The organism is Nitrosomonas limosa, from assembly GCF_054188085.1.
This window is the reverse complement of record NZ_CM135180.1, coordinates 2,959,013-2,977,318: the sequence shown is the minus strand read 5'-3', so window position 1 is coordinate 2,977,318 and position 18,306 is coordinate 2,959,013. Positions and strand designations below refer to the sequence as shown.

General features: G+C 51.8%; 15 protein-coding genes. 9 read left to right on the top strand and 6 right to left on the bottom strand.

Translation table 11 applies throughout. From position 1 onward, the window contains the following. Positions 1-97: 97 nt before the first annotated feature. Positions 98-721 carry a hypothetical protein gene (locus ACV7NC_RS13880; protein WP_458153218.1) on the bottom strand — a complete coding sequence of 208 codons (624 nt, stop codon included), beginning with the start codon at positions 719-721 and terminating at the stop codon, positions 98-100. Next, positions 711-2,735: a CopD family protein gene (locus ACV7NC_RS13875; RefSeq protein ID WP_458153216.1), complete on the bottom strand. Its 2,025-nt coding sequence runs from the start codon at positions 2,733-2,735 to the stop codon at positions 711-713. Before ACV7NC_RS13875 ends, ACV7NC_RS13880 begins: the two co-directional genes overlap by 11 nt. Before the next feature lie 219 nt (positions 2,736-2,954). On the opposite strand from ACV7NC_RS13875, the gene ACV7NC_RS13870 reads away from it, so the two are divergent. From ACV7NC_RS13870 to ACV7NC_RS13840, 7 genes are all read left to right on the top strand, one after another. After that, on the top strand, positions 2,955-5,423 hold the full coding sequence (locus tag ACV7NC_RS13870; RefSeq protein ID WP_458153215.1) for a hypothetical protein: 2,469 nt from the start codon (positions 2,955-2,957) through the stop codon (positions 5,421-5,423). A gap of 155 nt (positions 5,424-5,578) precedes the next feature. Further along, positions 5,579-8,569: a pyruvate formate lyase family protein gene (locus tag ACV7NC_RS13865; protein ID WP_458153214.1), complete on the top strand. Its 2,991-nt coding sequence runs from the start codon at positions 5,579-5,581 to the stop codon at positions 8,567-8,569. 1 nt (position 8,570) lies between these two features. Then, complete coding sequence (locus ACV7NC_RS13860) at positions 8,571-9,221, top strand: hypothetical protein (RefSeq protein ID WP_458153213.1); 651 nt, start codon at positions 8,571-8,573, stop codon at positions 9,219-9,221. After that, on the top strand, positions 9,211-9,984 hold the full coding sequence (locus tag ACV7NC_RS13855) for a radical SAM protein (RefSeq protein ID WP_458153211.1): 774 nt from the start codon (positions 9,211-9,213) through the stop codon (positions 9,982-9,984). The genes ACV7NC_RS13860 and ACV7NC_RS13855 overlap by 11 nt, the downstream gene beginning before the upstream one ends. Then, positions 9,974-11,068, top strand: coding sequence for a DUF6765 family protein (locus ACV7NC_RS13850; RefSeq protein WP_458153209.1), 1,095 nt, complete (start codon positions 9,974-9,976; stop codon positions 11,066-11,068). The genes ACV7NC_RS13855 and ACV7NC_RS13850 overlap by 11 nt, the downstream gene beginning before the upstream one ends. A 27-nt stretch (positions 11,069-11,095) precedes the next feature. Further along, positions 11,096-11,794, top strand: coding sequence for an SDR family oxidoreductase (locus tag ACV7NC_RS13845; RefSeq protein ID WP_458153207.1), 699 nt, complete (start codon positions 11,096-11,098; stop codon positions 11,792-11,794). A gap of 254 nt (positions 11,795-12,048) precedes the next feature. Continuing rightward, positions 12,049-12,777, top strand: a complete 729-nt coding sequence (locus tag ACV7NC_RS13840) for a PEPxxWA-CTERM sorting domain-containing protein (protein ID WP_458153205.1) — start codon at positions 12,049-12,051, stop codon at positions 12,775-12,777. A gap of 70 nt (positions 12,778-12,847) precedes the next feature. Here ACV7NC_RS13840 and ACV7NC_RS13835 read toward each other — a convergent pair whose 3' ends face one another. The 4 genes from ACV7NC_RS13835 to polX all read right to left on the bottom strand — a co-directional run bounded on the left by ACV7NC_RS13835 (position 12,848) and on the right by polX (position 16,335). Beyond that, positions 12,848-13,297: a hypothetical protein gene (locus ACV7NC_RS13835; protein ID WP_458153203.1), complete on the bottom strand. Its 450-nt coding sequence runs from the start codon at positions 13,295-13,297 to the stop codon at positions 12,848-12,850. Between the two features lie 104 nt (positions 13,298-13,401). Beyond that, positions 13,402-13,902 carry a hypothetical protein gene (locus ACV7NC_RS13830; protein ID WP_458153202.1) on the bottom strand — a complete coding sequence of 167 codons (501 nt, stop codon included), beginning with the start codon at positions 13,900-13,902 and terminating at the stop codon, positions 13,402-13,404. 34 nt (positions 13,903-13,936) lie between these two features. Continuing rightward, positions 13,937-14,584 (bottom strand): phosphoribosyltransferase, encoded by a 648-nt coding sequence (locus ACV7NC_RS13825; protein WP_458153200.1) that lies wholly within the window; start codon positions 14,582-14,584, stop codon positions 13,937-13,939. 20 nt (positions 14,585-14,604) lie between these two features. Continuing rightward, positions 14,605-16,335, bottom strand: coding sequence for a DNA polymerase/3'-5' exonuclease PolX (gene polX, locus ACV7NC_RS13820; RefSeq protein WP_458153198.1), 1,731 nt, complete (start codon positions 16,333-16,335; stop codon positions 14,605-14,607). 138 nt (positions 16,336-16,473) lie between these two features. Here polX and ACV7NC_RS13815 point away from each other — a divergent pair, with 138 nt between their 5' ends. Beyond that, positions 16,474-16,881: an archease gene (locus ACV7NC_RS13815; protein WP_458153196.1), complete on the top strand. Its 408-nt coding sequence runs from the start codon at positions 16,474-16,476 to the stop codon at positions 16,879-16,881. Continuing rightward, positions 16,878-18,305, top strand: coding sequence for an RtcB family protein (locus ACV7NC_RS13810; protein WP_458153194.1), 1,428 nt, complete (start codon positions 16,878-16,880; stop codon positions 18,303-18,305). The genes ACV7NC_RS13815 and ACV7NC_RS13810 overlap by 4 nt, the downstream gene beginning before the upstream one ends. Position 18,306 lies beyond the last annotated feature (1 nt).

Below are 18,306 nucleotides of genomic sequence, written 5' to 3'. Positions count from 1 at the left end.
GACCCATCAATCGAAAGATAATTTCTAGTTCCCTATCGTGTTTATGTACGGGTACATCAGAGAGTTTAGAGCGTGAGAAATTTGTAGCAGATGAAATTTACTGTCCCGCCCTGCTTCCCTTAACCGCCACTGACGTGCTCGAATCCGATGCTTTCAGCAGTACCGCATAATGCACATCGACGGTCAGCATCATGCCGTGGTTGATCATCACGCTAGCGGGTTGCGGCGGCGCGCATTTGCGTTCGCTTTGCAAGTCTTCATCGACGTTGCACACGGCCTCATACAGTTGCCGCACCATCGCGATTTCGCTATCGGGGATCGCAGCGTCGCGCGACGACGGGCTTTTGTTGCGGCCGCCGGTCAGGCTGCGGGCATAACTCAATTCACGCGAACCGGCGGTATCGTCGACTTCGACACGGTAGACGGTGCTGCGGCCGTTCTCTGCCGCTTCGCTTTTGGTGTATAGCGACGGATTGACCTGGGTATAGCCCTGCGCTTGCAAAATACCTGCTATCGTATCCGCCGGGGTATTGAGCGAAATGCCGGCGATTTCAACCGCCGCCAGCGGGTGCTTCGGCGAATCGGCGATTGCCGCTGCCGGTATCGCTATCATTAAAACCGCGGCGGTGCTCCAACGCCTGATCCACACCCGCCATACCGCATTCCAGCCACTTTGCAGCGATCCGTTCATGATCATCTCCTTGCCATCGTCAGTGTGCATGCTCGCCCGGCGGCGGCATGATTTCGCCTTCCTCATTCAGTTGCGTGATTTGCAGCGTCAACGCGCCGATGTTTTGCCAGCCGAAGCCTTCGAATTGGGCCACCCAGCGCGCGCGCAAGTAACCAAAGCGGTCGGTGAGGAATTCCATGTGCTGCGGGAACATGCCTTTGCCCGATAAATCCGGCACCATGCGGATACGCCGGAACCACCAGTAAGCATTCTTAATTTCTTCCCAGCCTTCGGTGACGATCGGGAACGGCGCAATCGCGGTAATCTGCTGCAATTGCTCGTCGCTCAGCGGATGAATCGGTATCGCCAAAATTTCCGTGTTCAAATCGCGGATCCGCTCATACGACGCCGCCAACTGAAAAAAGCGGTCTTTCGCTTGCGGCCAGGCGAACAACACCATCAGCACATTTTTTTGCAGGCGGAAATCCTTCAGGTTGCCGCTGGTGCCGTCGCTGGCGGAATAATTAAACACCGGCGAGCCGATCACCGGCGTTTCCGGCACGATCATGGTGCCGAGCAGGCGCGCATCGAAGCCTCGCGACATCGCATGCAGGAAATTGATCAAATCCCAACGCTCTTCTTCCGACAATTTATCGGCGAATCCGGGCATCTCGGTTCCGGTAATACCGTGCGTGAGTATATGAAAAACGTTGCCGACGGTGTATTTCGCGGTATGTTGCTGCGTCAGTAAATCGGTCGGATCGCGCAGGTCGGGATCGAGCACCGGTTTGGTGCCCTTACCTTGGGGACCGTGACAAGCGGTGCAGTGCTCCGCGAATAACTGCGAACCGGCGACGATGGAGATCGCGTCGATCGGCACTGTCGGTTTTTTGTACGTTTCCGGATACGCTTGGATCGCCAGCGGCGGCAATGCCAACGCCAGAGAACTGATGCCGAACGCCCCCGGCAGCAGAAATTTCAAGGTTTTGCCGCCGGTATTCTCGCGAATCGCGAACCACGCCGTCGCAATCGCCAGGATCAGCAACGCCAGCCCGAACCACACCTTTCCTTCCACATCCGGATCGTCCCACGTCGCATTGATCGAGAAGCGGAACGGAAACGGCCAGTTGTCGACCATCGTATGTTTGGCTGGCAAAGTATTCGCCAGAATCGTCGCGACCAGCACCAGCACCAATGCCAGCACGAATTCGATACGTACCCATTGATTCAAATGCGCAATGCTATCGTTATCCGGACGATTTTCCGCAGCCGTCAGTTTCGGCAGCCAGCGATTGCGCGCCTGATAGGCAATGAACAGGATAATCGCCAAAATCACCAGTTTACTGTCCAGCAGCCATCCGTAAGGACTCGATACCAACGTATGGTATTTTTCATCGACCAGGCGGTCGGTCACGATCACACCGGTCACCATGATCAAAATCATCGCCGGTAACGCGATGGCGGAAAATTTCTGCAAATACCCGGTTGCGGCGAGCGTGGCGGATCTGCCGAGATCTTTGTTCAAATTCAGCAGGATCAGTAAGAATGCCGGCAACGCGCCGAACCAAATACCCGCCAGCAAAATATGAATGGCATACGGCGCGATCGCTTCGAACGACATTTCATCAGCGCTCGAATGGCTCATCAACGTGCCGGCGATCAGGGGCAATGCCGCCAGCAACGCGCACAATACATAATGCCAGCGGGCGCGACCGGTTCCCTGCATTTTAACCACCGCGCACAACAGCACGATCGCGAGAAACTCCCTGGCAGCCCAGATATGGCCGATCTGCGTGCGCTGCACGACATCCATCCAAGCCGCCGGATTCCAGGCGTCGCTGGCATCGCCGGTGGCATCACCGGTAGTCGTCGCCAGAATGCCGATCAACCCGATCACGGTAATCCCGGCCAGCCACGGGAAGAGCTTTTCCAGCCGCGCCATCCAGGGTGTTTCCTGAATGTTGTTTGCCTGCCAGATGATGGCAAGAAACACGCAACTGCCAAAAACGATCAAATTGGCGGTTAATTGTGACCAGCGGGCCACTGCTGCAATGATTTCAATCATGGTTATTCGATAAAAACGTTAAGGTGATGTAAGTGGTATTTGCAAAACGAATCGTAAAAGTCATAAAAACCAGCCGACCGGCTGAAAATTAACTAATTTTGCGGTTTCACGAGCTGATAAACATTTTACGCTGAGCCGACGGATATTCAAGCAACTTACTTGCAATTGCCAAACGAAATATGCAATGATGAATCATTATGTAGAGGGGGGAAAAAAGCGATGACAACCTTTCTCAGCAGCAGCAACTTCCCAGCCGGTCCCGGCAATGATCCGTTGTTACTTGAAAATGCCCTGAATGATATTCTAGTGCATGATTTCAAAGGCAGTTTCTTTGTGATGCTGGCTCAGTATCAGCGCATCCTGGCAGATAACCGGCAAAAGCATTCCTGGCCGGAAATTCATAAAAAACTCGAAACCTTATTCAAATGCGGAAAAGCCGAGGTAATTAGCGGCCCGATGATCGGTATTCCGGTATCTATCCGCGACAGCGATTACTTTAAGAATACCAGCGAATCGCTAACCACGGAGCGATCTGCGATTGCTAATATCGAATGGATGGCGACTGCCTGGAACGCCACGTACGCCGATACCGGATTATGGATGGGAAAAACCTTTGAACCGGTCACTCGTGAAACCGTCGCCAAGAAAACCGCCAATGATGCCCGCTTCCTGCGTGTCTATAACCCGGATACCACGCGGATTGGCCGTAACTTTTTCCGCGAACCGCCGGAACCCAATATCATTCAGGCGATCGGCTTACCTGCTTTGACACAATTGTGGCGATTGAAAGACCGTCCCTTGAAAACCGGCACAGAAGGCTTTGATTGTGAGTTATTGGCGGAAAATCTTGCGAAAGAACAAGCGATCCCATATAGCAAAACGGGTGGCTATTTTCTTTGCAATGCGGGTCAATCGGTCGTGCCCGAAATGAACGGAAAAGAGGTTTATCAACTGAATTACCGTTGGCCTGCCCTGGGCCCGACTTATCCGATGACACGACTAATCGACGAACTGGTCCGTATCGACGAGGGTATTTATTTGGGCCAATTGGTTTTTGCTACGCGCCATTTCAGCCTTGGAAACATTGCTTTGCCCAATGGGCAAACCCTGTCGATCGGTGAAAATTACCCGGAACGCGGTTTTTTCAACAAAATAAAAAACCTCTTTGTTAGCAGCCAACAAGACGATGCCGACTATTACGGCTATCAAAACAATGGTTTCTTTCTGATGGTTGACCCGGATTATGCCAAAGCATTTTACGCCGACGATGCATTTCCGCAATTGCGTCCCAGACCCGGTGAAATCGGATTCGCCGAATTGGGTTATGACCGCGAACCTCAAACAACGGCTAAGACTGTCAGGACGGAAGCTTTGGCAGCTACGCAAAGCTGGCCGCAAATTACTAACTGGGTTGAGGGCTGGAAACAAGATCCCGCCTTGAAACGGAAATTCACCACTTTTATCCTGGAAGAATCGCCACGCGGTGCAGAAGATGACGAGGTTACCGGCATGCGCAAGGATGACGAATCAATTTTGCAAATGTTGCAGCGGATCAGTCATGAGATTTCAGCGCAAAGCAATCCCGACGATCAGTTAAAACATTTTGAAAAATTGAACCGGTTGTTCCGCCGCGGCGTTGCCCCTACCGTTAGTAATGGGCTTTTTCAGGGTCATGGCGAGAGGGGTTATAACACACGCATCAACAGCACGGAAACGAATGACTGGTATGGTCAATCCGGACGCACCACCGGCTTCGATTACTATCATGGCGCCACGCTGAATTTACATTGCGGCTTTACCGAAACCTTCTCGCCGGATTTATCGGCCCGGCCGGACGAACCCGGACTTTTCCCCAGCGCTTTGGCCAGTCTGCTCGACCAGTATACGCAACCCAACCTGCTTAACATGACGTGGCATTCGATCGGAAAATTTATCTTCCCCTGGGCGGGTAAGTCGTTCGAAAAAATTTCGGGGCGCAAACTGAGCATGTTGCTTGACGAAAGCGACGACTTGGCGGAAAGGTATCCGGAGCGCGTACACACCCTTAAGTCTTTTCTTGCAAGCCGGCCGCACTATCTGCTCATCGAAAAAAACAAGGCCCATCACTGGGGTGCAGAAGGCGTTCATGCTCAACACCTGAAGAGCGGCGCCTGGGATAAGGATATGTCCTCGGAAGATAAAGAATTTTGGGAAAATGAAGCCGCGGCGCATTGGGTGGATGGCAATAACATTCAGGACAAGCGAATTGTCGCTGCCGACCCCCTGATGCGCATTATCGATATGAATTACCGTGTGCCTGACGCCTCCTTGCTTGCAGCTACAGCCAGCGGGCCATCGCCCTTCGCCAGACAGGGCTATATTTTTCTCGGTACCGATGACAGGGATTCGATTTTACCGATGAACAACGGTACTGGGAAAAAGAAAAAAGTTTTTCAATTTCATTATCGTTTCCCAATGATCGGTGGGCCGACGCCAATCGGCTTTTGTCTGGATGAATTGGTCGAAATTGCGGACGGTCTATATTTAGGTCAATTGATCTACTCGACCGCATTGCATCTGCCCTTTCATTCGTCGGTAGATCCGGGCGAGTATCAGTATCAGCTATTTGGCTATTTCCTGTTGCTCGATGATGCCTGGCAATATCATCGGCTGGCAATCGGACTTGATACCTTAGGAAACGCTGATTAATTTACCGAGCAAGATGAGTTGCAAGGCGGACGGAGCGCAAGAAGCGAGACATATCAATCTGATAGGCGAGTTTTTGAGCACCACCCAACGCCGAAAATCGCTTGCGCAGGCAATTAATCAGTGTTTCCCTTACATTAATTGGAAAGGAGGCATAGATGCGTACTTCAAATGTGAACCGGGGCGGTATTCATATCGATCTCGAACATGGCACGGCCAACATTGCGGCTTTCAATGACAAAATTACGTCTTTTCCGATTCCCAATGACACGCCGGATAAAATCAAGACATTGAATGATTTGGCGCTGAGCTATATCAAACTGAGCGATTTCCCGGTCGTTGAAGCCTGGCGCAACCAACTGTTCGATCCTGAATGGATACCGGAAGTATGCGATGAACTCCCGCGCTTGCTGACAGAGTTTTTGCAGCAACCGGAAAATGATCGTCTGCCAGCGCTCACTCGACGCGCAAGGGCGCTGAAACATATTTTCAGTCATAAAACGCCATTAGTGAGAAACACCGACAAGCTGCCAGGACAAACAACGACTAGCTTTGTCGGACCGGTTGTGCATATGGACATGAGCGGCTATTGCATCTGGCCGGAACTGGATACGATCGCTACACGGCCGCAGAATCCATTCAAAATAAAACCAGAAGTGGCAAAACGGTTGAACGAAGAAATTTTTCCGTTCTGGTTGCAACGGCGGACCGTGCAGGAAGCTGCTCGCTATTCGGATTACGACACCGCACATTATCTGAACGATCATAGAGACACGGTTGATAATGGTATGTTTGGCGATCAACCATCGATTGATCCGCCATTAAAAAAACGGGCGGGTGAAACGCCTAAATGTCAGGAATTATTCGAACGCGTCGCGTTTTATTTATCCGATAAAGCGACTGCTGTATCGCACACCACGCCGGATTTCGGCCGTGTGCTCAGCTATGGTTTGGATGCATTAATGGCTCAGTTACACCAGGACCTTGCCAATGGCGTCACGGCTACAGCGGAACAAAAGGAATTTGCCGAAGGCGTTATCGCAGTTTATGAAGGTGTCAAAATATACGCCGAACATCTTGCCGATGCCGCTGAAAAAGCCGGAAACCTGGAATTGGCCGGCATCTGCCGCAAAGTACCTGCCAGACCGGCAGAAACACTTGCTGAAGCGCTAACAACCGTATGGATCTGTTATCACCTGCTGCTGCAGGAAAATACGAATTTTGGCTTGTCGCTGGGAAGACTTGATCAAACCCTCAATGACTATTACTTGAACGACTGGCAACGATTAACCAGCGATGACGCAAAAGCCGCGTATACCAAAGAAGCAGTGGAACGGATGTGTCATTTCTTCCTGCGATGTTCCGATCATGTCCCGTTATCACCTGAAACAGCCGAAGTGCTGTTTGCCGGCAGCGGCTCCAATCAGGCGTTAACTGTTGGCGGCACGCGCTATGTCAATGGAGAAACCGTCGACGCGGTCAATGACATGACCTACATCATTTTGAAAGCCACTGAAATTCTTGCCATTCGCGATCCGAATGTGCACGCCCGCTACCACAAGGATGTGCATCATCGCGCGCCGGATGGCACACCGCTTGGTGTGCATGAGATTTCTCCGTATCTAAGACGCATTTGCCAGGTCAATTTGGTCACGCGCGCAACACCAGCGTTGCATGGCGATGCGCCGGTCATTCGCAGCATGGCCAATTATTACGCCAGACATCAAAATATCAGCTTAGAAGAAGCGCTGACCGACGCGAATGATTATGCCTCGATTGGCTGCATCGAACAGAATGCCGATCACAAACATTACGGTCATACCGGTTCCACATTACTGGTTTTGCCGGCTGTTCTGGAATTAGCAATGTTTGGCGGCAAGCATCGGAGTGACGGCATCGGCGCGGATGATCCGAATCTGTTTTACGGTAAAAAAGAATTCACTTCGCCGCCGCTTAGAAAAATGCATTCGATGCAGGAATTCATTGACAGCTTCCGCTTTCAACTAGACGAAATGGCGCGGCATTGCGTGCAGTTCAATAACTACCTTGGCCGCACGCTGGAAAAAGTCCGCCCCTCACCGCTTCTATCAGGTCTTTTCGATGGCCCCACCAACAAACCCGGCGAAACGGGCGCAAAATTCCGTGATGTGTCGTCCGGCGGCGCGAAATATAACTCATCAGGCGTTGCAATTATCGGATTAGCTGACGTGATCGATTCGTTCTGTGTGATCGACGCATTGGTGTTTGGAGGAAAAATGACAGCCGGTGAACTGATCGCTGTGCTGGATGCTAATTTTGACGCGACTCGGCTTCCCGAGAATACGCGCCAGAATTTTCTCAGGACATTGATCGATCAGATCAAACAGCAATTTTCCGGCAACGGCCAAAAGACCCAGGCTTCACTTAAGCCTGAACGGCTGCAAGAATGCATCCGCTTGATCCGTGTAGCGCCCAAATATGGCGCGGGCGTCGATGAAACGCCGGGAGGTATTTTTAATAACGCGATGGCGGTTAAATATACGCGCATGCTCACCAAAATGATCCAAGACGTATTTTTCAAATACCGTACCCACCGCGGTGGCCGGTATCTAACCGGCTACTGGAGCATGACTAACCATGCCGGGTTCGGTATGTTATACAAGGCAACGCCGAATGGCCGCCACGACAATGCATCGTTCGCCAGCGGCATTACGCCATGTCCAGGCATTGTCAAAGCCAATGGCGAGCCGGTCATATTATTGGATCATATGCTGTCGGTCGCCAGCGTCAACCCTGATACCGTGCAAAACGGCTATACCTATAACCTCAGCCTGACACCGCGCGGAAAAAACTATTTCAATGAAGATACGGAATTATTCGCCACACATATGAAAACATTCATGGATCAAGACGGCGTGCTGGTGCAGCTTTGTGTGACTTCGATCGAAGACTTCATTGCCGCTCATGCGGCTGCAACAGCAGCCAGCCAGGCCGGTGCCGGCGAGGAAGAACAAAAGGCGTTGGCGCCTTATAAAGATTTGATGATTCGCGTCGCCGGGTACTCGGCTTACTATGTAACGTTAAGCCCGCAGATGCGCCAGGAAATTATCGATCGCGCTAATTTTGGCATGGCCAGCGGTATCGAACAGCATCAAACCGCAGGAGTTTAATATGCATGCAACGCTACCCGCATTACCTCAAGGCATTCATCAGATTTTAAGAAACGGTTTTCAGGTTGGTGAGGCCAGTGGAAATTTAGCCAGCCTGTTGAGCCGGGCTGAAGGAAAGCTATTGGCGAATGGAATGGCTATCTTGATCAAACTGGGTTTTGGTTTTCTAATCAGCGAAGGATTAAGTGAAACCAAAGCCAAGCAAGCGCAGGATTTTTTTCAAGATAACTTTGTTATCAAGGATCCCCTGGCCACCGGCGGTATCCGCTATTACCAGGGAAAAATCCTGATACGCACGCGCAAACCGGAAGATGACATGAATGTACTGATTCGATTCTGCCCTAACACCGATGCGCTATACATCGATACTCCATTGGGCAAGCGGTTTAATCCTGGCGCTATCGTTGAAACGAAAGTACTCAGTGAGGAAGAGGCCGATCAAATCGAGCAAAATCCGGACAAAGTGGATCTGGTCATCCGTTTTAAGGATGCGAAATCGATCCTGGATCTGGCGGAACGCCCCGATGCGGATGTTGTGCAACTATTACTGCAGAATCTTGTGCAGATAACCGGTAACTTTGGGCACATGTTCAAATTCGGAGCGATTGGAAAAAACGTGCAGAAAATATTGATGGAACATTATGGACGATAAAGGCCTGATTTTTGACATCAAACGCGACAGCAGCGAAGATGGCCCAGGGATTCGAACCACTGTTTTTTTCAAGGGCTGTCCGCTATCGTGTATTTGGTGTCAAAACCCGGAAGGCAAAAAGTTTTTGCCGGAGAAAGATATTCATAATAAACAGATCGGCACATGGGTTAGCGTCGAAGAACTGATGTACCGCCTGCTCCAGGATAAGCCTTTCTACGATACCACCGGTGGAGGCGTCACGCTTTCTGGCGGTGAACCGACCTTGCAAATGGATTTTGCCAGCAAGTTGTTGCAAGCTCTAAAACGCGAAGGCATCCACACTGCCTTGGAAACCAGCGGTTTTTTCCGCTATGAGTCATTCAAAAAAAAGATGCTGCCATGGCTGGATCTCATTTATTTTGATATCAAACTGATCGATGAAGCAGCCAGCAAAAAATTTACCAGCCGTTCCAACAAACGCGTGCTAAATAATTTTTCCCGTTTGCTTGCCGATGCGAAAATACCTGTTATCCCTCGAATCCCATTGATTCCCGGCATCACAACGACCGCAGAAAATCTTGAAGGAATCGCGGCCTTTCTCAATCAGCACGGTATCCAAACGTGCGAGTTAATGCCTTATAACCCGCTTTGGCTCGACAAACTGAAGAAACTTGGCGTGACCCCGCTTTATCAACGGAAAAGCTTTATGACCCCGGCCGAACAGCAAGCCTGTATCAACCGGTTTACACAACATCCGCACACGGAGGAAAAACATGCAAATTGATTTCCATCATGCCACCACCTACGTATTGGCGCGTCTGGCCGGATTCAAACATGCGGAAGCGGATATCATCGCTTATTCCGCCCAATATGTAGACGACGCGACCAACTCGGGTGTCATTTGTTTCAACAATGGCGCCATGTACAGACATGTCAGTTCCGCGCACAAAACCGCGGACTATAGGAATTTCGATGAACTCGCCAATCACCTCGTCTGGATTCCGTTTCACTTTCTGCCAGGCAATGGCTGTCTGCCAGCGGGGCAAAACCCGGCCGGCAGCTTCATTGAAAAAATTATCTGCAAACCAGATAGCCATGTCGCGAAAGATATGATCAGGAGTTGCATCGCGGATAAAAATAGCCCTTATGCATTGCACCGGCTTGGTATCACGATGCATGTCTATGCCGATACCTGGGCGCATCAGGGCTTTGCCGGCGTCAATCATAAAGTGAACGATATCAGCCATCTGGAGGATATCGATAATCCAGGGAATTCCCTGATTTCCAGATTGAAAGATTTTTTTGGCGACCTGTTTGATATTAAAACCAGCAAGTTAGTCGGGGATGCCTTGCCCTTGGGTCACGGCGCGGCATTATCCTACCCGGATCGTCCATACCTTAAATGGCGCTATAAAGACCATAACAAAATCCTCGTCGAGAGAGATAACACAAAGAATTTCATGGAGGCATGCGACAAAATGTGTCAAGCCATGCAACGTTTTATCGCCGGAGATGCCGATGCGGCAGTACCCGGATTGCAAGCTGCCGATCGGAACAAAATTGAATCCCTGCTCCGCAACATCCGCGATGAGGATGGCGGAAAGCGGCATAAAAAGTGGCTGGAGCATATTGCCAACGGTTATTTCAGCTTTCCCGCAGTGGCCATTAACTATATCGAGAAAGGTGAAGGTTCCTGGAAGCACACTGCACTTGGCACGTCAAAATCGATTGACAGCAAGTCGGAAAAATTCGAATACAAAGATACATTTCTAAGGGAGAACTGGAAATTATTCCATGACGCTTTGCAAGCGCATCGATTCCATCTATTGCACGTTATACTTCCCCAATACGGAATTTGCGCAGCTTAGTCATTCACAAAACCGGCAAAAGCAAATATGAAAACTGCATTAATCACTGGCTGCAATCGCGGCATCGGACTTGAATTTACGCGGCAATACGCGATGGACGGCTGGCGGGTTTTCGCTTGCTGCCGCACGCCGGCAACTGCCGATGCGCTCAATCGCCTGGCTCAACAATACCCCGGCCGGATTGAAGTGCATGCGCTCGATGTTGCCGATCATCAGCAAATCGAACGATTATCGCAAACATTGGCCAGTCAACCGGTCGACTTGCTGATCAACATTGCCGGCGTTTATCCGCAGGATCGCGGCGATGCATTTGGCAGAACCGACTACGCTGCGTGGCAGCATGCCTTTGAAGTCAACACCATGGCGCCGCTGAAAATGACCGAAGCTTTTATCCGGCAAGTGTCGCGCAGCGAACTCAAAACCATCGTCACCATTACCAGCAAAATGGGCAGCATCGCCGACAATCGCGGCGGCGGCAGTTACATTTACCGTTCGAGCAAAGCGGGTGTCAATATCGTGGTAAAAAGCTTATCGATCGACCTCAGTCCGCAAAAAATCATTGCCGTCGTGTTGCACCCCGGCTGGGTAAAGACCGATATGGGCGGCCCCGGCGCATTGATCACTGCCGAACAAAGCGTCACCGGCATGCGCCGCGTGATCGGCAATCTCACACTAGCCGAATCCGGCAAGTTTTATGCGTTCGACGGGCAGGAAATACCGTGGTGAAATAACCCTGAGGCAGTAAGCTGGCATTGTTCAAGCTATTGGTATGCATGCGATTTTGGAATTTTCTACCGCCTCTTACCGCTTGTTTTTCCATGTATAATCAGTCTTCCGGAAAATATTTCCAGGACAAATGTACTAGTAAACTCGGTATCGATTGACTATTAATTAAAACCGTAGCAGTCAATACAATTCGAATGTGAAAATTATTATAAATTCAGACAAAGAAACATATTGTTAATTTTGAGGAGCCTGAAATGATTAAAGGTTTGATTGAAAAAGCAACAAAGCTTCCGGCGGCAGCCCCGCGTATGCTGGCGGTATCGGCGCTGATGGTAACGAGCATCTCTGCCGCATCGGCAGCCAGCATCACCTGGAGCACCGGCCCGAATTTCGGCGGGCCTAACGGCCATTTGGGTATTCTGACCAACGGTTCGCTGGTCGAAGCCATCAATTTGGCTGGCAGCTCCACCGCACCACCGATCACCGTCGACCCGTCAGGGCTGAACATCACGTTCACTACCATTGACTCTCCGTTCTTTAACTTGAATTGGTTTTCGGCTACCGGTGGCGGCAATACCGATCCAGGATGGTCGGCCATTTTGAATACATTTGAATGGCAAAGTGGAGCAAATGTAACAGCCACCGACTTCCTGGATGGCTTGATTGCCGGTCATCAATACCAAGTGCAATTTTTTGCTGCCCGTACCGACTGCTGTAGTACACGCACGCATTGGTTCGGCGACGGTGAAGGAAATTTATCGACACCGATCAACGGTAATAGTTACACCAGTATCGTAGGAACGTTTACCGCTGACGATGTTGGCCAAACCATTCAAATATTCGATAGTTCAATCAACCCGATTCTGAATGCGTATGTGTTGCGCGATATCACACCGGCGGTACCGGAACCCAGCACCTGGGCGATGTTGCTTGCTGGCTTGGGATTGCTTGGATTCTCGGTTCGCCGCAGCAAAGCCGGTTAACCGATCGATTGAGTTTTTTTTCGATGAACAACCCCGCTCGTGAAGCGGGGTTTGTTTTTTTGATGGCTGATTAAATAGAGCCTAATGACAAATCGGGCATCGCACCCTTGTAATGTTGCAGACTGCGCTCAGCAATACGCAGTTTATTCAGCAATACCGTCAATTCAAAATAAAATTGATCGCTACCGAGTAATTGCTGCCATTCGTCACCGTCCGGATCGTCTTCGTCAAGGTTACGCCAGAACAGATTGCTGAAATTATTGAATGAAACCGGCCGCCCGGCGAGTAAATCCGCCTGAATTTTGCTGTCGATCCAACGTTGCCTTCTGGCAATCAATCCTTCAACGCCATCGCACACCACAACCGACAGGTAATCGTATAAATCGGTAGTACTGTGGATACTTTTGAGTTCCGGAAATTGGCGCTGATCGATGGCATTAGCGATCAGTGCTTGCAAGGCAAGAGTCGATACTTTAAGACTGACGCCCGTTCGTAACACGTATATTTTATCGAGGCTCATAATTAAAATTATCAAAAGGTAACAGCCGAAGCTTATGAGCAATTCGAGTGAGAATCCCAATTAAGGTTCATTATAGTTGAACGTGCCCAGAAAAAATATGATGTTCATTCGTAACGGATAAATTCCTCGGCCAAAGCATCGCTGCCGTAGCGACTGATCAACGCATCGATCTCGGCCAGCAGATTATCGTCTTCATCCTCTTCCAGCGCCCCTTCGCCCACCAAGGCCGCGGTAAGTCCTGCCGTCATTGCGTCCCCGACGGTTTCCAGCGTCGGCGGATGATCCATATCTTGGCCGCTGATGACCGCTTCGATAACACGCGACAATGCTTCACTCGCGGCTTTCTGGATAAAATCGGCCGCAACGGCTTCGTCACCAAATTCCTCAATCAGCGCATCGAGCTCATCGAGTAACGAATCGTTGATATCGAAATGATGCAAGTGCTCGGTTTCGGTAAACGCTTCGTTCAGCAATCCGGTCAGAAATTCTCGGACTGTTGCAAGCGTGACTTCTTGGCCGGGCTCTGCCCGGTTCACGCGATTCTCAATCAAGGTTGACAAATTCGGGCTGACGCGGGTGGCTACGTCGATCGGGTTTCGTATCATGACAGGCTCCTATGAATATTGGTATTTCCTGGTTTCATTCAGCGCTCGCCGGGCGGTTGGTTTCAGTCAGGCAGGCGATCACTTCGTCATCGCTAACTTGCGGAAAATCGCGGTAGAACTGCCCCACCGCATAAAAATCGGCCGGGGTCGACAAGCAAACAATGCGATCCGCCTTGCCGTGAAGTTTCTGGATGGTTTCGGGCGGCGCCACCGGCACGGCACAAATCAATTGCGCCGGTTTGCGGTTACGCAACGCATGTAGCGCCGCGATCATGGTCGAACCGGTTGCCAGACCGTCGTCGATGACGATAACGATGCGTCCCGCAGGATCCACCGGTGGTCGTGTCGGCGTGTATTGCGCGCGCCGCCGACGCATGGTTTCCATTTGGGCGGCCACTTCCTGTTGGATGTAATGGTCGTCCGCCCCTGTTTTGGCGGCATACTCCGTCAAGTAAACCCAGCCGCTTTCATCGACCGAGCCGATGGCAAATTCCGGATTGCCCGGCGCACCGAGCTTACGCACCAAGACCACATCCATCTCGCCGTGCAGCCGTTCGGCAATCAATTTAGCCATCGGCACCGAACCGCGTGGAATCGCCAGCACCAGCGCATGTTTATCGCGGTAATCGGAAAGCGCTTCCGCAAGCTTTTGTGCAGCAGCGATACGATCGTTAAAAATCATGGCTTACTCCTTTAGTTCAGTCACATCGTGCGGTTAATCAACAAACGCAACTCTGTCAATGGCCGGGTATTCAGCACATTATGCTTTTCCAGCCAACCACGCCGCGCCTGGCCGATACCGAAGCGCAAATTGGCAAAATCATAAATGCTATGTGCGTCCGAATTGATACTAATCAAGACCCCTTCTTCCTTGGCCAATTGACAATGGGTATCGAGCAAATCGAGCCTTTCAGGATGTGCGTTCAATTCCAGAAAACAACCACGTCGTCGGGCTTCTCGGATAATGCGCAGCATATCGACATCGTACGGCTCGCGGCGTTGCAGCAAACGGCCGGTTGGATGCGCCAGCAGCGTGAAATGCGGATGCTGCATGGCACGCACGATGCGTTCGGTTTGTTTGGCGCGCGACAGATTAAAGTTGCTGTGCACCGCGGCCACCACCAAATCGAGCCGCGCCAGCGCGCTATCCGGCAAGTCCAGGCTGCCGTCTTCCAGAATATCCACCTCGATGCTCTTGAGCAAGGTGATGCCTTGCAGCTCTTCGTTGAGAACATCGATCGCATCGCATTGCGCCAACAGCCGTGCCGTATCGAGCCCGTGCGCCACCGTCAACCGCTGGGAATGCTCGGTAATCGCCAGGTACTCAAACCCCTGCGACAATCCGGCAAGCGCCATTTCCCGCAACGAGTGATGGCCGTCGGTCGCTTTGGTATGCACGTGCAAATCGCCGCGCAGATCAGCGCGCTCAATCAATTGCGGCAATTTCCCCGATTTGGCGATGGCTATTTCTCCACGGTTTTCGCGCAACTCTGGCGGTATGTATGCAAGACCGACCGCTGCGTATACCGACGCCTCAGTTTCGCCGGCGATACGCGTGTCATCGCGGTACACGCCGTACTCGTTAATTTTTAAGCCTTTTTTCTGTGCCAGTACGCGGATCGCAATGTTATGCGCTTTCGAGCCGGTAAAATAATGCAGCGCGGCGCCGTACGATTCTTCTTTAACCACGCGCAAATCGACTTGCAACCCGCATCTGAGAATGATGCTGGCACGGGTCGTACCTGCCGACAAGATCTCGGCAACCTCGTCGTATCCGGTAAAGCGCTGCACGATGTCGCTGGCCGCAGCCGTTGCAGCGGTAACAAGAATATCCAGATCGCCGACCGTCTCGCGCATGCGCCGGTAACTGCCCGCAATCGTTACCTGCAACACACCCGGTGTCGCCGCGAGATAGCGTTCCAGCGCATCGGCGTACGGTGCCGCGACCGCCAGCTTGAATCGCCGCGTCTGATTAGCATGCGCTTCGATCGCTTGCAGGATATTGTTCTCGGTTTTCTCGCCAAACCCAGGCAAAGCCCGGATCCGGCCATCGCGCGCCGCCCGGTGCAACTGCTCCAGCGTTTGCACATCAAGGTCGTGATACAACGCTTTGACTCTTTTGGGGCCGAGTCCGGGAATTTTGAGCAGCTCGGTAATCGCCGGTGGCAATTCGGTATGCAAGCGATCGAGCAAACTGCAATGCCCGGTCGTGACAATTTCCTTGATTTTTGCCGCCAGATCATCACCGATCCCCGGCAAGCGAGTCAGATCCTCACCTTTTTCCAGCAGCCGCGAAGCTTCTTGCGGCAATTCGCCAAGGATGCGTGCAGCATTGCGGTAAGCACGGATGCGGAACGGATTAGCCCCCTGGATTTCCAGCAAATCCGCGATCTCTTCAAAGCTACTGGCGATATCGGCATTGTGCTTCGGCATAGTGGCTCCTCCTGGCCTTCACTTTACTTCGCTTCCAAGTCTTGCACAATTGATCTAACGCAAAAAAAACACAGATAAATGCGATCCGCATCAACAAAACTACTACAATGAAAATATACTCAGCGATTACTAAATGATATGAGTTCTTCGTATTTTGAACATGATGCGGATATCGGGATTATCGGCCGCGGTCTGACTATCGAGCAATCGTTCGAAGCGGCGGCACACGCGGTGTTCGCTGTGATCACCAATATCGAGGCGATCAAACCGCAAACGGCGGTAGCGATCGAATTTGAAGAAGCCGATCCGGAACTGGCCTTGGTGATTTGGTTGAATCAAATCCTGGGAAAGTCGCGTGAATTAGGTATGGTATTCGGTCATTTTTATATCCACCGTCAGGATGATCATTGGCATGGCAAAGTTCTTGGCGAACCGTGGCGGGATGGATTGGAGCGCGGCGTCGAAGTCAAAGGCGCCACCCTGACTATGTTGTCGGTCAAGCAAATCGGACCGATTTGGGAATCACGTTGTGTGGTCGATGTATGAATATCCAATCACTAAAAGCATTGCATTCGTATCTGTGGACGTTGCCTAAATCGAAAGATGAAGCAAGAGCGGAAATTTTGCTGTACGGCAGTCAGCCGCTACTGGCTAGCATGGACGATAAAGTGCTGGAGCAAATCGCCAACGTCGCCGCATTGCCTGGGCTCGTCGGCGCTGCGATGACCATGCCGGATGCGCATTGGGGCTACGGGTTTCCCATCGGTGGTGTCGCGGCTTTCGACGCCGGACAAGGCGGTATCATTTCCGCTGGCGGCGTAGGTTTCGACATTTCCTGCGGCATCCGCTGCCTGCGCAGCAATCTGAAGCTTGCCGATGCCGCACCGTTGTTGCAACGCCTGGCCGACCGGCTGTTCGCAACCATCCCCGCTGGTGTCGGCGAGGAAGGCAACATTCATTTGAATCCGCAACAACTCGATCAAGTCTTGACCGGCGGCGCGCAGTGGGCTGTCAAGCAAGGTTACGGCAATCCAACCGATCTCGAATTTATTGAAGAAAACGGCCGGGTCGGCGGCGCAGTGCCGGACAATGTGTCGGAACTCGCCAAAAAACGCCAGCGCGGCGAAATGGGCACATTAGGCTCCGGCAACCATTATCTGGAAGTGCAGGTGGTTGAAAAAATTTACGATCAACCAGTCGCCCAGGCTTTTGGATTGCAGGAAGGACAATTGGTGATTTCCATCCACTGCGGTTCCCGCGGGCTTGGGCATCAAATCGGCACCGATTATCTGATAATGCTCGCCAAAGCAGCCAATCGTCTCGGCATCCGTTTACCCGACCGGGAATTGGCTTGCGCCCCGATCAAATCACCCGAAGGACAGCGCTATTTAGGCGCGATGAATGCCGCGATCAATTGCGCATTGGCTAACCGGCAGATCCTGACGCATCTGACGCGCGAAACGTTTACCGAGGTCTTTCCGCAAACGGCGCTGGAAACGCTGTTCGACGTGTCCCACAACACCTGCAAGGAAGAAACGCACGAAGTCGATGGCAAACCCCGAGTTTTGCATGTGCATCGCAAGGGCGCGACGCGCGCATTCGGACCGGGGCATCCGCGGTTACCGCAACGCTACCGGGATACAGGTCAGCCAGTCATTATCGGCGGCAGCATGGGAACCGGTTCCTACATACTCGTCGGCACCCGCGACAACCCGGCATTTGCCTCGTGCAGTCACGGCGCGGGTCGCGCCATGAGTCGTAGCCAAGCATTGAAGCAGTGGCAAGGCAAGGCGCTGATCCAGGAATTATTGCAACAAGGCATCCTGATCCGTACCCGTTCGATGCGCGGCGCAGCCGAAGAAGCACCAGGCGCCTACAAGGATGTCGATGTGGTCGCGGAAGTCACGGAACAGGCTGGACTTGCTCGCCGGGTCGCTTTCTTACGCCCGAAAGTATGTATAAAAGGATAAC